General features: G+C 69.1%; 26 protein-coding genes and 1 pseudogene. 23 read left to right on the top strand and 4 right to left on the bottom strand.

Translation table 11 applies throughout. The annotated features are described in order from the left end of the window. Window positions 1-27: 27 nt before the first annotated feature. The 5 genes from ABZ532_RS29355 to ABZ532_RS29335 all read left to right on the top strand — a co-directional run bounded on the left by ABZ532_RS29355 (window position 28) and on the right by ABZ532_RS29335 (window position 5,981). The gene (locus tag ABZ532_RS29355) at window positions 28-849 is read left to right on the top strand and encodes a hypothetical protein (RefSeq protein ID WP_051820341.1); all 822 of its coding nucleotides are present in this window, start codon (window positions 28-30) and stop codon (window positions 847-849) included. Between the two features lie 4 nt (window positions 850-853). Further along, window positions 854-1,552, top strand: a complete 699-nt coding sequence (locus ABZ532_RS29350) for a hypothetical protein (protein WP_361290330.1) — start codon at window positions 854-856, stop codon at window positions 1,550-1,552. A 370-nt stretch (window positions 1,553-1,922) separates the two neighbouring features. Then, complete coding sequence (locus ABZ532_RS29345) at window positions 1,923-2,891, top strand: ParA family protein (RefSeq protein WP_158708983.1); 969 nt, start codon at window positions 1,923-1,925, stop codon at window positions 2,889-2,891. Next, a complete protein-coding gene (locus ABZ532_RS29340; RefSeq protein WP_361290326.1) occupies window positions 2,888-3,586 on the top strand; it encodes a hypothetical protein in 699 nt (232 codons plus the stop codon). The genes ABZ532_RS29345 and ABZ532_RS29340 overlap by 4 nt, the downstream gene beginning before the upstream one ends. Before the next feature lie 217 nt (window positions 3,587-3,803). Beyond that, window positions 3,804-5,981, top strand: coding sequence for a hypothetical protein (locus ABZ532_RS29335; RefSeq protein WP_361290323.1), 2,178 nt, complete (start codon window positions 3,804-3,806; stop codon window positions 5,979-5,981). A 324-nt stretch (window positions 5,982-6,305) separates the two neighbouring features. On the opposite strand, the gene ABZ532_RS29330 is transcribed toward ABZ532_RS29335, so the two are convergent. Further along, a complete protein-coding gene (locus ABZ532_RS29330; RefSeq protein ID WP_361290320.1) occupies window positions 6,306-7,106 on the bottom strand; it encodes a GntR family transcriptional regulator in 801 nt (266 codons plus the stop codon). 274 nt (window positions 7,107-7,380) lie between these two features. On the opposite strand from ABZ532_RS29330, the gene ABZ532_RS29325 reads away from it, so the two are divergent. From ABZ532_RS29325 to ABZ532_RS29295, 7 genes are all read left to right on the top strand, one after another. After that, on the top strand, window positions 7,381-7,521 hold the full coding sequence (locus ABZ532_RS29325) for a hypothetical protein (protein ID WP_361290317.1): 141 nt from the start codon (window positions 7,381-7,383) through the stop codon (window positions 7,519-7,521). Between the two features lie 127 nt (window positions 7,522-7,648). After that, window positions 7,649-7,795, top strand: a complete 147-nt coding sequence (locus ABZ532_RS29320) for a hypothetical protein (protein WP_361290314.1) — start codon at window positions 7,649-7,651, stop codon at window positions 7,793-7,795. Then, window positions 7,792-8,055 (top strand): hypothetical protein, encoded by a 264-nt coding sequence (locus ABZ532_RS29315; protein WP_361290311.1) that lies wholly within the window; start codon window positions 7,792-7,794, stop codon window positions 8,053-8,055. Before ABZ532_RS29320 ends, ABZ532_RS29315 begins: the two co-directional genes overlap by 4 nt. Next, window positions 8,052-9,113 (top strand): hypothetical protein, encoded by a 1,062-nt coding sequence (locus ABZ532_RS29310; RefSeq protein ID WP_361290308.1) that lies wholly within the window; start codon window positions 8,052-8,054, stop codon window positions 9,111-9,113. Before ABZ532_RS29315 ends, ABZ532_RS29310 begins: the two co-directional genes overlap by 4 nt. A gap of 69 nt (window positions 9,114-9,182) precedes the next feature. Next, window positions 9,183-9,548, top strand: a complete 366-nt coding sequence (locus ABZ532_RS29305; RefSeq protein WP_361290305.1) for a hypothetical protein — start codon at window positions 9,183-9,185, stop codon at window positions 9,546-9,548. Then, entirely contained in the window at window positions 9,548-10,714 is a 1,167-nt protein-coding gene (locus ABZ532_RS29300) for a hypothetical protein (RefSeq protein ID WP_361290302.1), read from the top strand. Before ABZ532_RS29305 ends, ABZ532_RS29300 begins: the two co-directional genes overlap by 1 nt. Window positions 10,715-10,844: 130 nt before the next feature. After that, window positions 10,845-11,084, top strand: a complete 240-nt coding sequence (locus tag ABZ532_RS29295; protein WP_361290299.1) for a hypothetical protein — start codon at window positions 10,845-10,847, stop codon at window positions 11,082-11,084. 87 nt (window positions 11,085-11,171) lie between these two features. Here the strand turns inward: ABZ532_RS29295 and ABZ532_RS29290 are convergent, their stop codons facing one another. Both ABZ532_RS29290 and ABZ532_RS29285 read right to left on the bottom strand, forming a co-directional pair. Next, window positions 11,172-11,399, bottom strand: a complete 228-nt coding sequence (locus tag ABZ532_RS29290; protein ID WP_361290296.1) for a DUF397 domain-containing protein — start codon at window positions 11,397-11,399, stop codon at window positions 11,172-11,174. 5 nt (window positions 11,400-11,404) lie between these two features. Beyond that, entirely contained in the window at window positions 11,405-12,289 is an 885-nt protein-coding gene (locus tag ABZ532_RS29285) for a helix-turn-helix transcriptional regulator (RefSeq protein WP_315880632.1), read from the bottom strand. A gap of 557 nt (window positions 12,290-12,846) precedes the next feature. Here ABZ532_RS29285 and ABZ532_RS29280 point away from each other — a divergent pair. The 6 genes from ABZ532_RS29280 (at window position 12,847) to ABZ532_RS29255 (ending at window position 16,665) form a co-directional block, all read left to right on the top strand. After that, entirely contained in the window at window positions 12,847-13,332 is a 486-nt protein-coding gene (locus ABZ532_RS29280) for a hypothetical protein (protein WP_361290292.1), read from the top strand. Beyond that, window positions 13,329-13,820: an ATP-binding protein gene (locus tag ABZ532_RS29275; RefSeq protein WP_361290290.1), complete on the top strand. Its 492-nt coding sequence runs from the start codon at window positions 13,329-13,331 to the stop codon at window positions 13,818-13,820. Before ABZ532_RS29280 ends, ABZ532_RS29275 begins: the two co-directional genes overlap by 4 nt. Next, a complete protein-coding gene (locus tag ABZ532_RS29270; RefSeq protein WP_361290287.1) occupies window positions 13,810-14,400 on the top strand; it encodes a DUF6415 family natural product biosynthesis protein in 591 nt (196 codons plus the stop codon). The genes ABZ532_RS29275 and ABZ532_RS29270 overlap by 11 nt, the downstream gene beginning before the upstream one ends. Before the next feature lie 118 nt (window positions 14,401-14,518). After that, window positions 14,519-15,196, top strand: coding sequence for a hypothetical protein (locus tag ABZ532_RS29265; RefSeq protein ID WP_361290284.1), 678 nt, complete (start codon window positions 14,519-14,521; stop codon window positions 15,194-15,196). A 109-nt stretch (window positions 15,197-15,305) separates the two neighbouring features. Beyond that, a complete protein-coding gene (locus ABZ532_RS29260) occupies window positions 15,306-15,629 on the top strand; it encodes a hypothetical protein (protein WP_361290281.1) in 324 nt (107 codons plus the stop codon). Window positions 15,630-15,747: 118 nt separating this feature from the next. Next, on the top strand, window positions 15,748-16,665 hold the full coding sequence (locus ABZ532_RS29255; RefSeq protein WP_361290278.1) for a lipopolysaccharide kinase InaA family protein: 918 nt from the start codon (window positions 15,748-15,750) through the stop codon (window positions 16,663-16,665). 257 nt (window positions 16,666-16,922) lie between these two features. Here the strand turns inward: ABZ532_RS29255 and ABZ532_RS29250 are convergent, their stop codons facing one another. Then, window positions 16,923-17,360, bottom strand: a complete 438-nt coding sequence (locus tag ABZ532_RS29250; protein ID WP_361290275.1) for a helix-turn-helix transcriptional regulator — start codon at window positions 17,358-17,360, stop codon at window positions 16,923-16,925. Window positions 17,361-17,694: 334 nt separating this feature from the next. On the opposite strand from ABZ532_RS29250, the gene ABZ532_RS29245 reads away from it, so the two are divergent. The 5 genes and pseudogenes from ABZ532_RS29245 to ABZ532_RS29225 form a co-directional block, all read left to right on the top strand. Further along, entirely contained in the window at window positions 17,695-18,585 is an 891-nt protein-coding gene (locus ABZ532_RS29245; RefSeq protein WP_361290272.1) for a conjugal transfer protein, read from the top strand. Between the two features lie 36 nt (window positions 18,586-18,621). Further along, window positions 18,622-18,870, top strand: a complete 249-nt coding sequence (locus ABZ532_RS29240; protein WP_124286974.1) for a hypothetical protein — start codon at window positions 18,622-18,624, stop codon at window positions 18,868-18,870. Continuing rightward, window positions 18,867-19,421, top strand: coding sequence for a hypothetical protein (locus ABZ532_RS29235; RefSeq protein WP_037898304.1), 555 nt, complete (start codon window positions 18,867-18,869; stop codon window positions 19,419-19,421). Before ABZ532_RS29240 ends, ABZ532_RS29235 begins: the two co-directional genes overlap by 4 nt. A gap of 14 nt (window positions 19,422-19,435) precedes the next feature. Then, entirely contained in the window at window positions 19,436-21,982 is a 2,547-nt protein-coding gene (locus tag ABZ532_RS29230) for an ATP-binding protein (RefSeq protein ID WP_030794225.1), read from the top strand. After that, a pseudogene (locus tag ABZ532_RS29225) lies at window positions 21,979-22,188 on the top strand (hypothetical protein); the annotation flags it as partial. The gene ABZ532_RS29230 and the pseudogene ABZ532_RS29225, both read left to right, overlap by 4 nt.

Here is a 22,188-nt window from a genome sequence, read left to right as displayed (position 1 = left end):
GACGGAAATACAACGGAGGACTCCCTCATGGCCATCCTGAACGGGCGTCGGGTATCGACCCGCAGGGAGCTCGCGGACAAGCACGACCTGAGCCTCACGTACCTGGAGAAGCTGTACCGGGAGCGGGAGACGAACGGGCACCCCGAGCCGGTCCCGGACGCCGCCGGCCGGGAACTGGCCTGGTATGACGCCGACTGGCGCCGCTGGTACAAGGACCTCACCGGCACCGCGGGGCTGGAGAGCCGCGCGGAACTGCAGGAACGCACGGGCCTGGGCCGCAGCACGCTCGAACTGTTCTACCGGGAACGGGAGACCAACGGCCATCCCGAGCCGGAGAAGACGGTCGGGAACACCATGTACTGGAACTCCAAGGCATGGGACCGCTGGTACAAGGGCTACCAGGCCGGACAGGAGTGGCGGACGGAGATCGACCGCAGCGGCAACGCCGAGGACGAGATCACGCTCTCGCAGGCCGCACGGGTGCTGAAGATGGAGCCCACGAGCATCACGAAGTACCCCACCAGGAAGCCGAATCACTGGCCCGACCCCATCAGGGAGGAGAAGACCGACAGCGGCCGCGTGAAGCGCTACTACCGCCGCGGGGACATCTGGAAGTACGGGGAGCTCCGCGAGCGGAGTGGTGGCGGTCGCCCTGCCGGCACGGCCGGGACTACGCGCCGTTACCCCTACGACGGGGACGAGCGGCTGGAGAAGGCCCGGAAGGCGCTGAAGGCGAACCCCGACATGCCCGTCGCCAAGCTCGCCGGCGAGCTCGCCCGCGAGCACGGTGGAGCTGCCGGGACCTGGTCCCACATCGTCAGCAGTGCACGGCAGAACCCGGAGGACTGACCAGATGACCACCAGCGTCACCATCGCCTCCGACGTCATCGACCAAGTGGGCCTGAACCAGGCCGCGGACTTCCAGAGCCGCGTCGCGGTGTTCGAGTGCGTGGAGTGCAGGACCGCAGGCGACGCGAGGACGGAGCCGGCCGTGGTTGTGCTACGTCGCAGTCCCGGCCTGTCCCACCTGGGGGTCGCGCACCATCGCTGTGCGAACTCGCAGGTACGGGACTACGGTCCCGGAGACCTGGCCCTCACAGGGGAGACCGAACTGGTCCCCCGGGTGCTGGGGTTGCCCTCACCGACCGGCACCAGGCCGGTCCTCCTGATCGCCTACGAGGAGGAGGTCACCGTCACGGAGGGCGGTGAGCCGCCCTACGATCCCGTGATTCGCAGTTTGCTCGGGGACGGCCTTCATCAGATCCATGCGCTGGGGAAACCGTCACCGCGAAGCCCTGGGTGGCGAGCGCTCATCGGGCCGGGGACGAACGTACAGGTGAGCTCCAGTGCCCATGCCTGGCTGACGGACGGCGACATGTACGTCCCGCCGGGCTGGAGGGCGCTCGCCGAGCAGGCAGGCGAAGTCACCCTCATGATGGGACGTCTCGAACACACTCTCCTGCACGCCGTCACTCCCCCGCTGATGGCGTACGCGAAGGCCGCCAGGCAGGGACATCTGGTTGCCGGTGTCGTGGACGTCGTACTGCGGTGATTCCTGGCAAGCAGGCAGAACAGCGGGCACGCCATCGAGCGGGCAAGTGCAGCTCACAGTGAGTTTGCCATTACGTGTGCCATTACCCTACGCAGTGCACTGGCAAGCGTGTATGCCCAGGTCAGACCCTGCTTCTTTCCCCGCCGTCATAGTCGCTTCTCTCCCCGCTTTTCAGTACAAGTGCTAGCCCCTCGGCAACCCAACTGGCCGCCCTGCTGCTCTCTCAGCGAGGTGGCCAGTTGTGTTGTAGGCGGGCTACCACGCGGAGCAGACAGTGGGAAAGACGGTTGTCAGTACAGCCTCCATGCCACCATGTAGCCACGCGTGCGGCCGGGCGAGGCTGCCATCAGAACAGGAGAGGGAGGTAACAGTGGCGACACCACTAGACATCGCTGCCTACTCGGCATCGCTGGTGAACTGGTCTGAGCTGGGCCATGTCTACTGCTTCGGCAACGGCAAGGGGGGCGTCGGAAAGACGACGTGCACGTGCAACATCGGCGGTCTCGCGGCGGCTGATGGCCTTCGCGTGCTGATCGTTGACCTGAACGTACAGGGCAACGTGGCAGAGGAACTTGGTTACGCCGAAACCGAGCTGGACGACGAAGGAAAGGGCCTGCTGACCGCCATCACGCTTCAGGAAGCGGTCAAGCCCATCCGTAACGTCCGGCCGAATCTGGACGTAGTCCCGGGCGGCAAGCTGCTGCGTCGAGTGCCGGGCATCATCGGCTCCCCGATCAACGATCAGGAACGAGCTGCGGCCGTCCTTACTCTGGCCCGCATCCTCCAGCCAGTGGCCAAGGAGTACGACCTGATCCTGATCGACTCCCCGCCCGAGAACGAGCACATGATGCAGCTGGCGCTGGGCGCCGCGCGGTGGGTGGTCGTGCCGGTCAAGAGCGACAAGTCCAGCCGCAAGAAGGGGCTCAAGGCCCTTGCCACGGACTACGCAGCGATGCGGCAGTACAACCCGTACGTGACTCTTCTGGGCGCCATCCTCTTCGCCACGGGAGCCAACGCCACGGCCATTCGCAAGACGGTTCGCGACGACGTGGAAGCGACCCTGGGCGGAGCAGCCCCCATCTTCGACAACGTCATTCGCTTCGCAGAAGCGGTGGCAGTGGCCGCCCGCGACCGCGGCAAGCTGGTGTACGAGCTGGAGGCCGCTGCCTCCGAGAACCCGGAGTTCTGGAAGATCCGCGCCGGCTTGGCGGACGCGAGCCAGGTCGTGTCGAAGACGTCGGCGTCGGTGAGCGAGGACTTCGCCGTGGTGGCGCGAGAACTCTTCACCCGGGCGGCGACGGTGCAGAACGAGATGATCCAGGAAGGTGTCTGGCCGTGACCACCCCGGAGGAAAACCTCGGGTCCATCTTCGCCCGGCCGACGGCGAACACCGTACCCAACCGCGCACAGGGCCTCGGCGGTCTGGTCCCCAACCGCGGAACAGGAAGTGCTCCGCCCCCGCAGAGCCCTACCGGTAGCGCTCCGCCGCCCCCGAAGAGCCCTGAAGACGTCAAGGAGACACCGCCGCCGGCCGCCCCCAGTGGTGACACCCCGCCGCCGCAGGCGCCTGCAGACCCACCCGCAGCGGTCGAGGCTGAGGAGGTCGAGGCCGAGGAAGTCGAGGCTGAGGAGGGGGAGACGGAAGCGGCCCTTGCCAAGACCAAGCACCGCACGACGCTGTACGTCTCGCCCGCCCTTCACCGCCGGTTCGAGCGGTACGTACGGGCAGCACGTGGCCGTACGAACACATCGGCGGTGTTGGAGGCCGTGGCGGCGAAGAACTCGACCACCCCGCAGATCATTCAGGAGTCCAAGGTCTCGGTCGCGGCCGGGAACGAGCTCTTTCCGGAGGACCCCCGAGCAGTCCGGTACCTGGGTGCGGGGCCCGTGCAGATCCAAATCGCCCCGACGTACGCCCAGTTGCAAGTCTTGGACACCCTGACAGCCAAGTACGGGTTCGAGGCCCGAGCCACCTGGATCGCCCCAGTCCTGAACGCCTTTCTCCCCGGCAAGAAGGAAAAGGTGCCGGAGTGATCAAGGGCTTGACAAGGACTCCAAAATAAGGCATAATTAGGGATGTTGCGAGAGTGGTTCTTGTGACGCAAAGGCGAAACCCCGGGGTGCCTCAGCTTGTGGAGGCGGGCATCCCGGGGTCTCACACCAGAGACGAGGCTCCGATGTCGTACTTCAGTATCACCCCAGAATGGGGTGGACGTGCACCTTCCGGTGCTCTGCTGCCGGAGGTGGGGGCGTGAACGTGCTTCCCCGCATCCATGCCGTGGCGGAGTCCCTGGGGGTGCCCCCGTGGACGGTCGCTCTCGGCGGAGTGCTCGCGGGCGTGGCGAGCCTGGCCCTGCTGATCTTGGTCGTCCGCCTGGCCGGCCGGGCGGCGACGCGGGCGGTCGAGAAGGCTCGCCGCGACGACGACAGCGAGGCCCGCGCCCGGGTCATGGCCATGATTGACGACCGCTGGCGGACCATCGTCGGCATCTGCGGCATGTCCGTCAGCATGTACGGCCTGTACGGGTTCGCGGAGGACACCGCCGGGCTGCCGCTGCTGCTGCGGATCTTCTTCATCGCGATCTTCGACGGCGCGGAGATCGGCCTCATGCTGGGGCTGGCGCGGTCGCTGGCTGCCCAGGATGTGCCGCGGTGGACCGAGGGCATGATCCGGTCCCGCCGGATGGCGTGGGGCCTGGTGGCCCTCTCCGCGGCGGCGAACTGGGTGCACGCCCCGGAGGGCGGCGGCCTGTGGGCAAAGGTGGCCCTGGCCGGTGTGCCGGTGGTGTCGGTCAAGCTGCTGGAACACGGCCTTGACCTGCGGATCGCGGAGCTGGCGAAGGCCGAGGAGGAGGACGGCGTCCGGCCGGGCCCCCTTCGCCTGTTCGTCCTGCTGTGGCGCCGGATCTGGATCGCCGCATTCGCATGGCTGGGCCTGGACACGACGTCCACGACCAGCGAGACCTCCCGCCGGCTGCTGGCCCAGCGCGCTGCCCGCGCGGTCATCGTGCTGGCCCGCGCCCAGAAGCGTGCCGACCGTACGTTCCGATTCGGCTGGCGGAAGTCGCTGGCCGACCGGGCGGTGGACCGGCGGACCGAGGACGCGGCGGTCGCGCTGGACCGCGCGGACGCGCCGGTCAACGTGGACCAGGCCCTTGCCGTGGTCCGGCGGACCATGGGCCACATGCAGGCCGGGCGACTGGGACGGCTCGACTACGCGGACGTCGATGCCGTGGTGAACACCGTGGTCTCGCTGCCCGCGCTGCAGCAGAAGGTCACGCAGAAGCTGGAGGAGCAGAAGGCCGAGGTTCAGGACGAGCTGCGTGCAGCGGAGCGGGCCGCCAAGCAGGAGCGGGATGAGGCGCTGGCCGCGCTGGAGGCGGAGCGGGAGGAGCGCACCCGGCTCCAGGCGGAGCAGCAGCAGGAGCGCGAGCGCTTCGAGGAACTGGCCGGGCAGCTTCGCGAGCAGGCCGAGCAGCTTCGCACCGAAGCAGAGCAGGCGAAGCGGGAAGCGGCCGAGCAGGTTCGGCTTGTCCGTGAAGCCGTCGAGCAGAGTGCGGCGCGTGAAGCGGAGGACCGCCGAGCGGAGCGGGAGACCACCGAGCAGCGGGCCGAGCGGGAAGCGAAGCGGTGGCACGACCAGATCGAGCAGCTTCGTGACGAGGCGAAGCAGCAGCTTCAGGAGCAGGCGGAGCGCTTCGAGCAGCAGAGCGCCGAGCAGGTCCGCGCGGAGCGGGATCGGTGGAGCAGGGAGCTGGAGCAGCTTCGCGATGAGGCGGAGCGACAGCTTCGCGAGCAGGCCGAGCAGCTTCGCACCGAAGCGGAGCGGGCGAAGCAGGAAGCGACCGAGCGGGTCGAGCGGGAAGCGGCCGAGCGGCTGGCGGCGGAGCGGGCCGAGGCGGAGCGCAAGATCGAAGCAGCACGTACCGAGGCGGAGCGCAAGATCGCTGCTTCGCAGGAGCAGGCGGAGCAGCTTCAGGCTCAGCTCGATGCGAAGCAGGCGGAGCCGGAGCAGACCGCGCCGGCCGGGACGGCGGAGCAGCCGAGGACACCGAAGCCGAGGGAGGCGTCGAAGTCGTCGGCGCCGCTGGCCAAGGGCTCGCTGAAGCAGCGCTTCATCCAGCGGGTGCACGAGCTGTGCGAGCAGGGCGAACCCCGTCTGCTCGGTCCGGCGGTGACCCCTCGGACCCGTACCGATGTCGCGTACCAGGTGCAGGCTGAACTGGGGCTGACGTCGCAGGGGACGGCCCGCACCTACATGCAGGAAGCGATGGAGCGCTGGGAGGCCGCCCAGCAGGCCGCGGCGGAGAAGAAGGCGCCCGCCAAGGCCGCCAAGGACAAGGGCAAGGGCAAGCTGCTGGACACCTTCGGGCGCCCGATCGCGGACCTGGACGCGCTCGACTCGAAGGGGGCCCTGGCGCGGATCTGATCCCGACGCAAACGGGGGCTGGCCGGACCTGGAAAGGGTCCGGCCAGCCCCCGTTCTGCTGCCCGCCGACCTCCTTGGTGGGGCGCCGCGGGAGGCCCTGAGCGCCGTTCTGCGGCCCTGCTGGAAGCTGCCCGGTCGGGAGGTCCGGTGTCGCCCCGGACGCCGTCCAGCGGCCGTGAGGCCGGGTCCGAGTCAGGGGGCGAGGGTGCCGGTAGGCGCGGTAGGTAGGCGGTAGGTAGTTGCCGGTAGGTGGCCTCTGACCTGCACATCTACCGGGCTACCGGGCGCCGGACGCGCCGGCCCGCCCGGTCGGGGAGCGGGGCGTCAGGTGGCGGTGGACCACCGATAGGAGAGCGACCACAGGTGTGCGGGAAGCACGCTGACGGTGACCGCCACGGTCCGGTCGGCGGTGGCGGCGGTGCGGGTCAGATGGATGACCCTGTTGTCCGCGTCGATCTCCAGGGCGGTCGCTTCGTGCTCATGCGGCGGGCGGACGTCGACGGTCTCGGAGAAGTCCGTGGGCCGGTGCCCGAGCTCGGTGAGAAGGCCTTCTACGCCCCGGGGGCCGAGGTCTGGGCGCTCCAGGTCGGTGTGCCGCGCGATGTCGAGCGGCAGGTACGTGAAGACGAGCTGGACGGGTGTGCCGGGATCGGTGGGCGCGGAGCCGGCCGCCACGGCGAACGTCCGCGTCTCGCGGACGAGGACCTGCCCCTGCCGCTTCAGGCCGAGCGGAGCGGCCAGGTCCTGCGGGGCCCGCTCGGTGCGGACGTCGGGGAAGTGGCGGGCGACGAGTCCGAGGGCCCGCAGCTCTGCTTCGAGCGCGTCGTCCGAGCCGCCCGCTTCGCCGTCTGGGACGGAGCGGAGCAGGCCGTCCGTGCGCCGGGTGATCCGCTGCAGGAGACGGGAGACGTAGGCCCCCGATCCCTTGCGTGTGGTGACCAGGCCCTCGGCGGCGGCAACCCGGACGGCCCGCTCGACGGCGGAGCGGGTGCACCCCAGGTGCTCGGCGAGTTCGGCGGCGGCGGGGAGCCGGGAGCCGGGTTCGTACGTGCCGCCCGTCACGGCTTCCCGCAGTCGCTGAGCGACGGTGCGGAACTCTGGGGTGGCGGACGGGTGCTGTGTCATGAGCTGAGGGTAAGGCTCCGCAGCAGATCACTCAATCTCCCGAGGAGATTTTGAAATCTCCCGTGGAACTTGGTTGACCTCCTGTGGAGGTTGGCGTTTACTGGAGGTACCGCAGGACGCCAACGGGCTTGCTGCGGAGTCGCCTTACGCGACAACGGCCCCGCCGGTGCTGAGCACCAACGAGGCCGGATGCACCTCGGAGCGACCCCCTACCGCCAAGCAGATGGGCCGCCCCGAGTCCCTATCCCAACGCATGGAACAGAGGACTCACATCATGGCAGAGCGGAAGACCAGCACGCCTTCGAACGGCTACCTGCGGACGGGCCAGCAGGGCATCCCGGTGCCGGGCGCCGGCCGGACCGACGGCCGCCTCCGCCAGGGCGACCCGATGATCCCGCAGAAGCGCCGTCCCTGACCGCTGAGCGTCACTCGCGTGCCGGGCGCTGAACAGCACCACGGCCACGAGCAGGGCCCTCACCCGCAGCGCCACCGGCCGCGACCCTTCGTCGCGGCCGGGGCGCCGCCCCTCCCGAAGGACAGCCGTGTTTGACCTTGCGCTCGGCGCCGCCGTGGTCGCGCTCGCCGCGACTCACCTGTACCGGCCGAAGAGCAGGAAGGTCCGAATCGCCAAGGACGCCGTGACGGTCAGCGCCGTCGTGGCGGTCCTCGCCGTTTGGAGCCAACTGTGACGCTGCTTCACCACCACCGTGGACGCGCCGAACGCGCCCGGTCCGCGACCCCGCCCGGCCACGTCTTGACCCGCACGTACTACCCGTCCGCGCGGTCCTGGACGCCGTACGCGGATGCCCGTGCGCTCGACCTTCCCGCTGGTTTCGTCCGGCACCAGCCGACGGCGACGAACAACCCGGCCCTGCCCGGGGCTGACGAACTCCGCATCCGGCGGCTGATGACCGAGGCCATCCGGAAGTGGGGGTGGCTGGCCCGATGACGACGAACACCGACTCGGAGACGCAGGTGTCCGAGACAGGTGTCCGCGACGTGAGCGACTTCCTCGCGGACCTGGACGACGTCCTGGCGACGTCGACCGCCCCGACGATCCCGGAACCGGCCACCGAGCCGGACCCGGAGCCCGACGCGGCGGCGACCATGCCCGACGTCGACCTGGACCTGGATGTGGTCGACACGGACACCGACGCCGACACGGCGCCGGCCGCCGCCGCATCCGCTCCCGCCCAGCCGCCCGCCCCGGTCGAGGCACCTGCCCCGGCCGCACCGGCAAAGGACTGGTGGAACGACGTCTACAAGGACGACGCCGCGGACCAGGACACCTTCACCGGCAACGTCCCCGCTCCACCGACCGCGCCGCCCTCGCCGAAGAACGCCCCCGCCGCCGCTCCGGCCCAGCCGGTAGTAGAGGAGGACGCCGACGACGAGGACGCCGAGGACCAGCAGGGCGAGCCCGAGGCGAAGAAGACCCGAACCGGGCGGAAGAAGGACCAGGCCGCCCAGGATGACGACGCCGAGGAGGCAGACGCCGACGATGCCCCGGCACCTGCGACGACGGGCGGCCGCTTCGCGGCCGCGGTCAAGAACGCCGGACCGGTCATCGCTGGCACCACGCAGGGCGGCGGCCTGATCAACAACTCCCGGGGCCGTCAGGTCATCTTCGCTGGCACCGCGTACGCCGCGGGCTGGAGTCTGCACCTGGACGACTGGGTCACCGGCCTGATGGCCCACGCCGACCAGTACGCCACACCCGTGGCCGGTTGCGCTCTGGGCGCCGGGGTCTTGGCCCTGGCCATGCGGTCGAAGTTGGGCGGAGTCATCTTCGTCTCTTCGCTGGGCCTGATCACGGCTCTGCAGATGGCCCGGCCCGCGTGGGTCGTCGGCGGCGGCGTCGCGCTGGGGCTCCAGATCGCATACCGCATGGTCCGTGGCTGGGTCGGCCACTACGGCGACAAGTGGCCCTGGAAGGGCGTGGTCTGGGCCGCCCACGTTCCCGCCGCCACGGCCACCGTCGCATTCCTCCTGTACGGCACGAACTAACCGAGAGAGCAGATCACAGACATGGGCCAGATTTTCGGAGCGATCGGTTTCACCGGCGGCGCCGTCGTGATGACCGCGTTCCTGATCGTCGGCGCGCAGGGCAAGTGGAAGATCAAGTTGTCCCATGAGGGCGTGATCGCGGCCGCGTTCATCACCGGCCAGCTCTATGCCCAGGCCGGGGAGACTTTCAGCTTCGTCGGAGACATGAGCGGCGGCCTGTCCCAGGCGATCCAGACCAGCTTCGGGTCCGCGGGCAACTTCGGCGCCGGTGCCGTCGCCATCCTGATGTGCATCCTGCTGTACGGCCTGAAGCCGTCGAAGTTCCGCAACGGCCTGTTCGCCCTGATGCTGCCCAGCATGTTCACGGCGGCCGGTGGCATCTTCGACACGATCACGCACCTGATCAGCAACTTGACCGGAACGGTGGTCGCCTGATGGCTGTGGACCTGGTCAAGTCCGACCCGGGCGACGAGGACGAGGGCGGGGCGGGCGACGTCGAGCTGCTGGACGACGAGGGCGTGACGGCGGAGCAGCCGTCACGCCCTCGGGCGTGGTGGGGCCAGATCATCGAGTCCCTGGAGAGCCAGGCGGACGCCCCCCGGGTGCCCGGCCGCGCCGTGACCCGGCCGGACCTGTCGGCGTATCACGCGTTCGACCGCGCCGGCCTGGTCACCGTACGGGCGGGGTCGGTGATCATCCTCCGCGCGACCTGGACCCTGACACGCCGGGGCTGGGTGCTGGTCATCGGCCGGGTACGAAGGAAGCGGGCGAAGTCGACCCCGAAGGCGGCGGCCGCTGGCGACGCCGAGCGTTCCGCGAAGCCGAAGCGGCGCGGCGGTAAGTCTCCGGCGAAGAAGTCGACGGGGAGCAAGAAGGCGCCCGCGAAGTCCGGGACCAGCACCGGTGACCTCATCATCGGCGGTGTGGTCCTCGTCGGCATGGGGGTCATGTTCCTGGTCAACACGGCGGTCCCGGCGGTGGGGAAGCTGGCGGCGGCGGTAGGGAACTGGGTGGTCGACCACCCGGTGGACCTGATGCGAGGAGCGGGCGGTTTCGTGATCATCTTCGTGGTGATCGCCTGGATCGTCGGAGCGGTCGCCGGGGCCCACGAAGATCACGAAAAGGAAGATCGCGAAGAGGACGCGGACGGGGGAGTCGCGAAGGTCGACCCCCTTGAAGATCACGAAGAGGATCAGGGGAGTGGGGAAGCGGAACCCGATCCGTCCGGTGGGGAAGTGGCGGAACCGTCCCCCGAAGAGGCCGCCGCAGCGGAGCGAATCAGGGTCTACGCGTGGGTGCGCGAGAGCATCCGGACCCGGGGGAATGGCACCGCCGTGCACCTTCGTGAACTGGCCCTGGGAAGCCTCCCCGAGGGGGGTGACATGCGGTCCGAGATCGGCCGGGTGAGGGCCCTCCTGGCGGCCCACCAGATCCCCGTCCGGGACGGCGTGAAGGCCCCCGCATCGGACAAGGACGGGGCCACCCGTAACCGGCCCGGTGTGCACTCCGCGGACCTTCCCCAGGGCTTCACTCCCCTGCCGGCCCAGGGGTCGAACCTGGTCCGCCTACTACCGGTAGGTCAGCCATCTGACCTGCAATAACTACCCGCCGCCTACTGCCCGCCTACCGATTCGGTAGGCGGGCTACCTGCCGTCCCGCGCAGGTTCTAGGCTCGATTCCCGCATCAGCAGCCGCCCGCCCGTGGGCGGCCCGTGAGAGGAGAACGTCCCCGTGGCGTACTGGAAGTGCGGCGCCTGCCGCACCCGCTTCCCGATCGGTCCGGAGGGGGAGACGGCTGCACGCGAAGCCCACCGCCAGCAGGCCCACTTCGGGGGTATCCCCGACGGCGAGGACGGACCCGATCAGGGCGGCGGTCAGCCGATCACCGGCCGCCAGGTCCTGTACGGGCTGGTCGTGCTGGCCGTGCTCGCCGTCCTGGCCCGCTCGTGCGATTTCCCGCTCATGAGCTGATCGAGCCTGCCACGCAAACGGAATCGGCCCGACAGGCATTCGCCTGTCGGGCCGATTCCGGTCCGTGTGATCTTGCTGCGTCGGGCCTTACGTGTTCCGGTGCCTGATCTCACCCTCCGCCACGGCCTGGACGAAGTGCTGCCAGGGGCCGTGGTCGAACTCGAATACGGGCCCGGCTGGAGCCTTGGAGTCGCGCACCCACATCTTCCGGGCCGTCCCGTTGCCCATGCGAGCCGCTTCGACGCACTGACCCCCTTGGTCGTTGCTGTAGCTGGACGTGAACCACTGGGGGTTCTGGGCGTCGTCCCTGGTCATAGGAATCAGAACTCCTCGATCGCTTTCTTGATCATGCTCAAGGACTCCGTGTGCCCTGGAGCGAACGCTTGCAGGTCCGTGAACGTCTCCTCGTACCGGTCGACGTCGGCCCGCTTCCGAACGACCCAGGCGTCGGACAGGTTTTCCAGGTAGACAATCGGGGGGAAGGGGTCCTTCTCCCGGAACTGCAAGATGGTGAACGCTCCGTTCATGCCGGGGTGTGCTCCCGACTCGAACGGAACGACCTGCACACGGACGTTGGGGAGGGATGTCGCGAGTTCGGCGATGTGCCCCAGTTGCTCACGCATCACTTCGGCGCTGCCAACGCGACGTCGCAGCACCGATTCGTTGATGATGGCGATGAGCCTGAGCGGTGAGGTCTCCCGGTGTAGGACCTCCTGCCGTGTCATGCGAACGGCTACGAGACGGTCGACATCGTCCTTGCCCAGTCCCTCGTGTGCTCGGCGGTGCAGAGCACGGACGTATGCCTCGGTCTGCAGCAGGCCGGGAACGTACTCCGACTCGTAGTTGTGGAGCGCAGACGCCGTGGCCTCCTGCCCGAGATACGCCTTGAAGCCGGGCGGGATGACCGGCGCGTACTCGCGCTCTTGCCACCAGTCCTTCTTCGTCTTGGTCACGGTCGCGTAGCCGATGAGCGTCGCTCGCTGTTCGGGCTCGGCCCCGTAGATGTCGCACAGGGCCATCACGTCGGCCGGTTCCACGACGCCGTTCTCGCCGGCCTCCAGCCGGTTCACCTTCGAAGGGCTCACGACGAGACGCCGGGCCACTTCGGAGGCGGCGAGCCCGGACGTCTCCCGCAAGCTGCGGAGTTCGACGGCGAGCTGAAGACGGCAGAGAGCCGGTGCTGCCGACCCCACATCCTCAATCATCCTGTGTCCCTTCGTCGTGCCAGGGCCAGTGTGTCGGTGCTTGTTCTGCCACGGCAAGGAATGTTCTGCGTCTTCGCGAGAGATTCTGCCACCCCATGAACATCTGTCAGTTTCCCCCCTGTGTGCGTCAGTTCGAATGAAAACAAGTTCCGCAGAATTCTGCGGGAGATGTTCCCACGGTAGCGAATCTGCTGGCATCCTGTACCGAGTCAGCACACAGCGCGCCTGCCCGACAACTCCAAGTGATCTTGGGTGGGCCGCGTCGTCCCGACCGACCGGGAGGAACCCCGGATGCCCAGCGAAGTGGCCCCGCAGAGCGACGACCGAAGTCGTGGCGCGACAAGCGCCGAGGAAGGGCTCCGTCGGCGGTTTGAGATTTCCGACGTGAGTACGGCCGTCTTACACGTGCTCCAGGGCGCTTGCTGCCTGGGCTGTCAATCGCAGGGCGGGGAACTGCGTCCCGCCGGCCGCGCGTGCACCGTCAGCCCGAATGGCACCACGCTCTGGTGGGACGTCCGGGCCCACGACAAGTGCCTGAATGCTGCCGGGGGTGCGTCGTGACAGCGGTCCTCACGGCCACCGACACGGACTGGTTCCTCTCCGCCCACCCCAGCCCCGACCAGTTGGCCGTCGAATGGGCCGAGCACCCGAAGTGGACCGGGCAGCTTCCGGTGGGCCGGGCATGGGACGCAGTGGCGATGCCATACACCGTCGGGCTCGACGTGCTCGGAGTGTGCCGGACGCTCAAGGGCTACTGCCCCCCGGCACTGGCAGACCGCTGGAACCGTCGCCTCTACCTCTTCATCGAGCCGGACCAGGGCGGAGTCTGGGCTGAGGACATCTGGACCCTCCCCCGCGAGTCCTGGCTGACCATCCCCCACCCGCAGTACGGGCCGTACGACTGCCCGACCTGGTGGGTGCAACGGCCCTACTCGGCAGGCGAGTTGCTGGCTGCCATCGAGCTGCGGACCGCCGTCCGGCTCGCAATGCCCGCCTACCGCCGCCGCGTCGCGTCGGTCCCCGCCGACGGAGGTGTGCTGTGACGCGTGAGATGCCGAATCGTTCAGCGAAGACGGCGGCACGCGACGTTGGGGCCGACGGTGCCACGCAGCCGAACACCCAGACCGAGCCGCACCAGTACGCCTTCGACGGCGACGACCAGGCCCCGGCCCGCGCCCGTCACCACGTCCGCGAGGCCCTGTGCTCCTGGCGGATGCCGGAGGACACCGTCGACACGGCCGTCCTGCTGGCGTCTGAGATCACGACCAACGCGGTGCGGCACACCACGTCATCCAGCATCGAGCTCGAACTGCTGCGGCGTGACGGCGAAGTCGAGGTGGCCGTCCGTGACAGCGGTCCCCGGCCCGCTAGAGCACTCCGCGCGATCTCGGAGGAGACCGGCGACCTGTGGGACGAGCACGGCCGCGGGCTCGACCTGGTGCGCCGGTTGGCCAGCCGGTGGGGTGCCACGGAAGCGGGGCCCGGCCTGAGGGTCTGGGCCGCGATCGAGGCGACGGGCGATGTCCGATGACCGAGTCTCCGGCCGGCCGCGCTCTCTCGGAGCGCACACCGACCAACACAGCCACCGCGCCGGACTGGCGAGCACGCCGTCCGGCGCGGACCCCGGGCGCCTTATCGGCGCCCCCCGTGCCGCCCTCGGCAGGGCCAACCCCCCGTATCCCGCGCCGGGGGCGGCACGCCTACGCAATAGGGAGCTGCTGATGCAGTCCACGTACGCGGTTCACGCTCCCTCGGTCAGCGCCGAGAAGCTGGCTCTGCTGGCGGCGGCCCTGCGAAGGATGCGCACGCTCCCCGAGATCCTGGACGACATCGGGGACGCGCTCGACCCGCAGCCTCCCGAGGAGGACAAGGTCGAGGAGATTCACGGTCACCTGCGTGACGGCCTGGAGCGACTGGCCGCCATCGCCATTGCGGCGGAGAGCAGGGACGCCGAGGTGCTGCGGCTCGCCGAGCGGGCCACCGGCCTTCAAGCCGTCGACCTGCCGGAGCACTTCCGGGACCGCGTTCTCCACCTGCGGCTGGTGGGCGCCGTCGCGAACGACCTTCTGGAACGGCTCACCGCCACGCGAGCGATCAAGCAGGTCGCATGAACCAGAGCGACCAGCGGACGCCTTCACCAACACGGACCACCGAGAGGACGAGCGCCATGTGTCCGCACAACGGTCAAGCCATCGCGCCGCACCGGCCCGCGTTCGCGGGGGCAGCGGCATGACCGTGACTCAGTTCCACTGGCGGGGGCTCCACGTCCCCTTCGTTGCGCCGTGGGGCGAGGAGAACCCGCTGCCGACCAGGCTGATCAAGCGGGTCGGACCGGACGGCGCGGAGGGAATCGGTTACGCCGACGAGGTCAGCGGCGCGGACCGGAGGGACGGCGCCCTCTGGGTGCGGTACCCACTGGTGCGGGGGAGGGGAAAGCCCCGTCTGGCGGACATCCACCCCCTTCGTCAGCGTCAAGCCATGTCGCACATGCTCTGCATGGTCTGTGCGACCTCCACGTTCGACAACGACGAGTTCAGCCGCTGGGGCGGGAAGCACCTGTTCATCGGACGCGCGGTCGACGGCCGACCGATCCGAGACGGTGACGTGACGGACACCCCTCCCGTGTGCCTGCCGTGCGCCGTCGAAGCTGCCGAGGCTTGCCCGCACCTGGTCAAGGGGCACACCGCCGCCCTGGTCGAGCGGACAGAACCATGGGGAGTTTCCGGGATCGTCTACGACCCGCGAACCCTTCGGCCGGTCTCGACCAAGAGCAAGAACGGCCTTACCGACGTCGCGTTCGAGGACCCCGCGCTCCGGTGGACCCTCGCCGCCCGCGACGTTGTGACCCTGCACGGCTGCACCCCCGTGGACCTGGCCGAACTCGCGACGCCGAGCGTCGCGGCCTAGACCCCGCCCGGCGGCCCGGTGCCTCGCGCCCGGGTCGTCGGACGGCCAGCGCCGGCGGGCACAGCGCCCGCCGTGCCATCCGCCGAATCAACCGAGAGAGCGAACCGCCATGCCTGACTTCCCGTACCTGCGTCGCATCCGCGCGAAGCGCCCGCCGCGGCAGGACTTCGAGCCCTGCACCCTCATGGACATGCTTCTGGACCAGGACCAGGACCAGGGCCAGGACCAGGAGCAGGTCGAGGGCCGTGCCGTGCAGGTGTCCGCGGTGACCGTCTCGTTCTTCGGCTTCCGAGCGCAGTCGCACGGCAGGACGGGCTTCGCCGCGCTGAGGCACATGTACCGCGACCACCCGGTGCTGGTCCGCTGTCTGTGCACCTACCTGGGCGCCATGTGGACCGTGACCGCAGCCGTGGCCGCTCAGAACCTGCTCTGAGGCGGACCGGCGTCGCACCGGTGCCGCATCGCCCAGCCGGTGGGCACCGGTCCCTCCGCCGTCCCGTCACCGACGACCTGACCGCGACCGTCGCGGACCGTAGAGAGAGGGCCTTTCCGTGCTGGACGTTGAGGGGACGAAGTCCGTCAGCCTGCCGGGGCAACGCGTCGCGCAGCCACCGCTGATCGGCCGGGCCGATGCGGAGGCGCTGGCGGGAGAACCCGCGCACTGGGAGCAGGTGACGGACCGCAGAGGCGCGGCCGTCTGGCAGGTGTCCGGACCGCGCGGGCTGTGGGCCTTGAAGGTCGGCACCGGCGAGGGGGCCGCCACCGTCGCCCGCGAAACCGCCGTGCTCCAGCAGACGCACTCCCTGGTGCCCGGCCTGTCGTACGGAGGGCGGGCGAAGGCGGGCCGGGGGACAGGTTCGGCGTGGCTCATCACGCCGTGGCTCGAAGGCGCCTCCACCTGGACTCGGTTCGAGAGCGTACGCCAGCAGCACGACGAGGACCGGTCCTCGGCCCTCGCCGCAGCGGTCGACGTGTGCCAAGCCGTCGGAGCCCTGCACGCGGCCGGATGGGTGCACGGTGACCTCCAGCCACACCACACCGTCCACACGTCCGGCGCGGTCCGCTTCATCGACTGCACATGGGCGTCGGGCCCGGTGCTGGCACCATCGCACACCTTCCTCGGCGGACTCCTGCACCTGATGTCACCCGAACTGATGCACCGCATCGAGGCGGGGGAGCGTCCGGTGGTCACCGAACCCTCGGATGAGGTGTACGCCCTCGCGGCCGGACTGTGGTGGGCGGCGACAGGCACATGGCACCGCGACTACGCCGCGGCCGGGGTCGATCCGGCGCGGTTCACGGCGGCAGTGCTTCGCGGGCTGCTGCTGCGTAACCGGCTGCCGCACGGGCACATCACGCACTGGCCGCAGCTCGAAGAGGTTCTGCAGTACGCCCTCATGCGACCGCCGGCCGCGCGGCCCTCCGCCGAACAGATGGGGCAGTGGCTCCGCCAGATCGGCCCCGGATAGCCCTCACTGCGCGACAGCAAAGCCCCGGAGAGCAGCCAACTGCCGCCTGCCGGGGCTTAGTTGTGCTCTTGTCACATGCCCAAGTCCTTGTCCCTGCCGTCGACGCGCCGGGCGCCGGACGCGGTCGAGTGCAGGCGCTGGGGAAGCGGAACGATGCCTCATTGATCGCTAAATCGCACTTTTGGGATCAAAGAATGCATACGTGGTTAAACGTCCCCTCTGGCTGTAACTCATTCTGTGGGTTTGTCGACAAAGGGTTATCTCTTCTTCGCCTTTTTTAATGGGGCGCTATTCCTGACGGTGTGTTCGTCGGTATTGAAGAGAGATCCAAGTATTGGCACCCACCTGTCGGGCAGGACCTGGCGTCCTCTCTCGACATCGCAATACGTGCTGACGGCGACCCTCAGTGCTTGCGCCACCTGTGCCTGTGTGAACCCAAGGAACCGCCGGAGTATCCTCAACGTCCAGTCAGAGTCGAGGAGTTCGACCAGGTCAAGGGGTGAGACGTCGAGGCTGCGGGCCAGTCGGAGCAGATGCCGTGGACTGGGCCGCTGGTTCTTCGACTCCCACATGGCGACGGCGCTACGAGAGCACCCGACCGCTGTTGCCAATACCTTCTGGGAGATTCCACGGGCCTGCCGCAACTCAGCGACAAGCCATCCCCGCAGACGCCATCCGTCTGCCCCCGTGCGCATGGCGCCGCACTCTACCGCGACCCATACGAAATTTTTTGACGCACTGTGGCCAATCCGCGTACTGTCCAGATCAGTTCGGGCCTATCGCGGGGAAGGTCGTCTGGGGATGAGTGCGCTCAAAACGGTCGTGTGGAAGGTTCTCAACCTCCCGGAGCCCCGGAGCAAGGAAGCACCAGCTCCCCAAGCGGAACCGCCCCAGCAGAAGACCGTACCGGCAGCCGGCGCCGCACACTGGGTAGCCGCGGGGAAGCGGGTCCAGGCCGAGCGTAACGGGCACAGCCCGACTCAGGTTGCGACCGAACCCAAGCAAACACGGACGCCTGCCACCCCTTGGGTGCTTCAGGAAGAGAAGACCGGCACGAGGGCGCTGGTCGTCACCGGCCGGATCGTGCTGTGGGTGGTGGTCGGCCTGGCCGTAATCACCGGCGTCAGGTCCTGGTTCTGGCCCAGCCAGCCCGCGCCGGCCCCGGCGCCGACGGTCAAGCAGGGGCCCACCTACCCGGTGCAGGACGCCCAACTGGTCGCCGCGCGATTCGCGTACTCGTACCTGACCTGGGACGAGGCCAACCCCGACCAGCGGGCCAAGGCCCTGGCGCGGGACATGCCCAAGGGCACGGACACCACCGCGGGTTGGAACTCGAAGGGGCAGCAGACCGTACTCCTCGCCCAGCCGGGCGCGGTGACGGAGCTCGGCGACAAGCGCGCCCGGGTGCACGTGACCGTGCTGATCAACGTCCCCGGCGAACCGCCCAATGACAAGAAGAAGGACCCGGCGCCCGCCCAACGGAAGTGGGTGGGGCTGGAGGTCCCGGTCCTGAACACCGCAGGCCGCATCGTCGTCACCGGCGAACCGGGCATCGTCGGCGTTCCCGCTTCCGGCCCGACTGTCACCGACCAGAACGCCGTCGACAGCGACGTCGAGCTCTCCGCCCAGACCCAGAGCACCGTGGAAACGTTCTTCACCGAGTACGCCAAGGGCGAGGCGGACAGCGTGACCGCCCCGGGCGCGAGCGTCCCGCCGCTGCCCGACGGGATCACGCTCCAGGGCATCCAGAGCTGGAACGTCGACCAGGGCAAGGGCAGCGACCGCACCGGAACCGCCGTCGTGCGGTGGACGATCGGCGCCGCCGAGCTGGAGCAGACCTACCGGGTCGAGCTGACCCGGGTGGCCTCGGCCGCCGCCGAGCGCTGGCAGGTCGCCGAGGTCCACGGCGGAACCGTCTAACTCCGCCTGAAGGAACCAAACGAGGGGATACGAGGCATGTCTGCCGACACGGTGACGCTGGCACTGACCAGCGGCGCAGACCTGAAGACGTGGGTCTTCCTGATCGCGGGAAACATCTTCCTGATCATCCTGGTGGTCCGAGCGATCGGCCACTACGCCAAGCGCGAGTGGGGTGAGCTGATCGGCCACGTCATCACCGGCATCCTGGTGGCCGGGTTCGTCTTCGCCACCGACACCACGAAGAACATGTTCGTGGAGATCTTCAACAAGGTCGCGGGCGCGTGAGCAGGGTCGGACACACGTACACACGCCACTTCGATCTTGAAACTCGCCAGCACGAAATCTTCGGCATGGACCTGGGCGAAGGCCCTTCCCGCCGGATGCTGGTCACGGGCGTAGTCGTTTACGTCCTGTGGACCGGTTCTCTCCTGATGCTGTTCGGGCTGCCCAGCCAGCTGACGTTCACGCTGTACTTCGCGCCCCCGGCGGTCATCACGTACTACGGGGCCCAGCGCAGCCGGAGGAACGAGCGCAGGTGGAACCTCACGCAATGGGCGCTGTGGGTCCGGTACCTGACGCTGGGACACCGGCCCGTGATCAACGGCGGGCGCCGCGCGGCCGAGAGGCACGAGTGGATGCCGCTGCGTGCCCGGCTCGGTGAGCGTGCCGAGGCGTTTGTCGAGCTGCCCGGCATGGGTGTCTTTGAGAGCGCGCTCGGCAAGGACGCGCCCCGGCCCACCGCCGGCCGGGCCGTCCCGTTCGACTCCAAGACCCGGATGTACGGGCCGGACGCGGTGTACCGCGCCCGCAAGCGCACCGGCGGCAAGCCGCAGTAAAGAGGGGTACGGGGATGAAGATCACGAAGGCAGTCGGAAAGTTCCTCGGAGTCGCGGGGGACCGGTCGGCGCCGCCACCGCGATACCTGGCCCTGGCGGACGGGCTCACGGTGACGGAGACCCACGCAGAGGCGTGGTACGTCCTGTCCAGCAGCAACACGGACCTGATGTCGGAGACGGCGCGGGACGCCGAACACGACCAGGCATCCAGTGCGCTCGCCCGCACGCTCGCCGGGCACGACTGCCACCTGCGGATACTCTGGAGCCCGCTGAACGCGGCGGACTACCGCGTCGAGGCCGAGGAGCTGTTCACCGCCGGAGACTTCGCCGCGTGGGCGGACGCCCGGGTGGAACGGCTCGATGACCTCGCCCTCTCCCAGCGTCAGCTACTGCTGGGTGTCCGCATCCAAGAGCGCTCGGGACAGACCCAGGCCCGCAGCCGCAGCGGCGTGCAGGACGCCTTCGGCATCAGGAAGACCGGCATCCCGCAGCGTGAGCTGGCCCGGCTCGACGCGCTCGCGCGCCGGCTCGGACGCCAGTTGGAGACGACCCCGTGGCGGGCCAAGCCCGCTCCGGTCGAGGTCCTGGCCTGGATGATCGCGCGCGAACAGCACCGGGCCACGAGTCTGCCGACGCCGAACTCCGCAGGCGTGATCTCCGGGGCGAAGCTGGCCGCACTCACCCGCGGCCGCGTCGTCCCGTACCCGGACCACGTGCGCGTGATGGACGCCCAGGGCGAAGTCGCCGCCTGGACCAGCGTCCTGACGATGGACTCCTTCCCCGAAGAGATGGAGTCCCCGGGACCGGGGGAGTGGCTGCGGACAGTCAGCGAGATCACGTACGTACCCGAATACGACGAGGACGGCGTCGACCCCGATGTTCAGATCCTCCCCGTCAACCCCGAGCCGTCCGTGCGCTTCAAGGTCCTGCACCGGCGCGACGCGCTGAAGTTGACCGAGGAGACGCGGAAGCTGGCCAAGGAGCAGGGCGACTCCGCCGCCCAGCACTCCGCCGGAACACCCGCCGCCGACATCATCGAGACCGAAGAGACCATGGCCCAGCTCGCGCGCGACATGAAGCGCGAGGACGTCACCCTGTTGGAGGACCACCCCCGTCTGGTCGTCTCCAGCGACGTCTCCCTGGAGGACCTGCGGTCGAAGATCGACGCGGTCACCACCCACTACGGCGGTCTCGGTATCGAGGTGTCCATCGGCACCGAGGAGCAGAAGGAACTCTGGCTGGAGACGCTGCCGGGTGACAAGGTGCGCGTCCCCGACCTCTCCCACATCCGTACCGTGGGCGCCCTCGCCGGAAGCTGGTTCTGGGGCGGGGCCTCCGTCGGTGACGACACCGGCCCGGTGATCGGCTACCTCACCGGCTCCACCCCCGGCCTGGTCCGCAACGACCTGACCGGCGGCTCCGCGCGCGGTGACGCGACCACCACGGCGTTCATCGGCCGAAGCGGACGCGGCAAGACGACCGCGATGATGATGAGCCTGTTGGACGCGGCGTTCCGCGGCAGCTTCGTCCTGGCGCTCGACTTCAAGGGCGACATGGGCGGGTTGGTCGCGGCCGGCCGCCGCTACGGCCTCAACGCGCACCTGGTCGAGACCGGAGCCCAGTACGCGGGCGTCGCAGACCTGTTCACCCTGCTGACCGGCGAGAGCGCCGAGCGGGCCCAGACCGAGGTCCCCGCACAGCTGGGCATCGCCCTGCCCCAGCACCTGCGGATGCGCGGCGCCGAGACGCCGATCCAGTCGGCCGTCAACGAAGTGATCGCCGCCGGGGAACCGCGGGTGTGGAAGGTCATCGAGTACCTGCGCGAGTCCACCGACGAGCTGGCCAGGGAGACCGGGCAGGCCCTGTACGAGCTCGCGCAGACGGGCCTCGGTGCCCCGTTCATGGGCAGGCCGACCGGCGACAACATGTTCATGCGGTCCGAGCCGGGCATCTGGGTGGTGCAGATCCCCGGGATCTCGCTGCCTGCCCCGGACGACGACCGCGAGGACTGGTCCGTGCACCAGCGGCTCAGCGTCGCCCTGGTCCACTCCATGCTCGCGTTCGGCATCTCGATGGCCGGCCGCAAGGACCTGCGCGGCCTGCGCAAGGCCATCGCGGTCCCCGAGGTGCACGTACTGACGGCGACCCGCGAGGGAAGCAGCTTCCTCCAGTACATCGCCAGGGTCGGCAGGGCGCTTCAAACCGCCCTGGTCATCGACACCCAGGACCCGGAGTCGCTGGCGAAGCTGACCGGCCTCATCGAGCAGATCACCACCATGTTCGGCTTCCAGCTCACGACCTCCGAGCAACAGGACGCCCTCGCGGCCCTGCTCGACCTGCCCACGGGTGAGCACACTCGGGCGCTGATCCAGGCGATCGGCGTGGGCTTTGACCAGGAGATCCGCCACGGCCACGCGATCATGCGCGACCGGCGATTCCAGTCCGCCACCGTCCAGTTCGACGTCCCGTCGGAAGAACTGCTGGAACTGCTGAGCACGACACCGAAGGTCGACAACGGCGGGGCCGACCTGACCAAGGAACCGCAGGGGGTAGGGGTATGAAGCGTGCCGTAACCATCGCCGCCGCGGCGGCCGTCACCGTTCTCGCGGCCGGGTGCTCATCCCAGGACGAAGGGGAGAAGGGCGGGTCCGGTGGGGGTGGCGCTTCTGACGCCACGGCGGCCGCCGTGCAGGTCGCCCGGACCTACCAGAGCGCGGTCAACGACGACGACTGGGCGAAGGCGTGCGGCCTGCGGACCGAGCGCTAC

Origin of the sequence: Streptomyces sp. NPDC019396 (assembly GCF_040632375.1) — a bacterium.
GTDB lineage: Bacteria > Actinomycetota > Actinomycetes > Streptomycetales > Streptomycetaceae > Streptomyces.
This window is presented reverse-complemented; position numbering and strand designations above follow the sequence as displayed.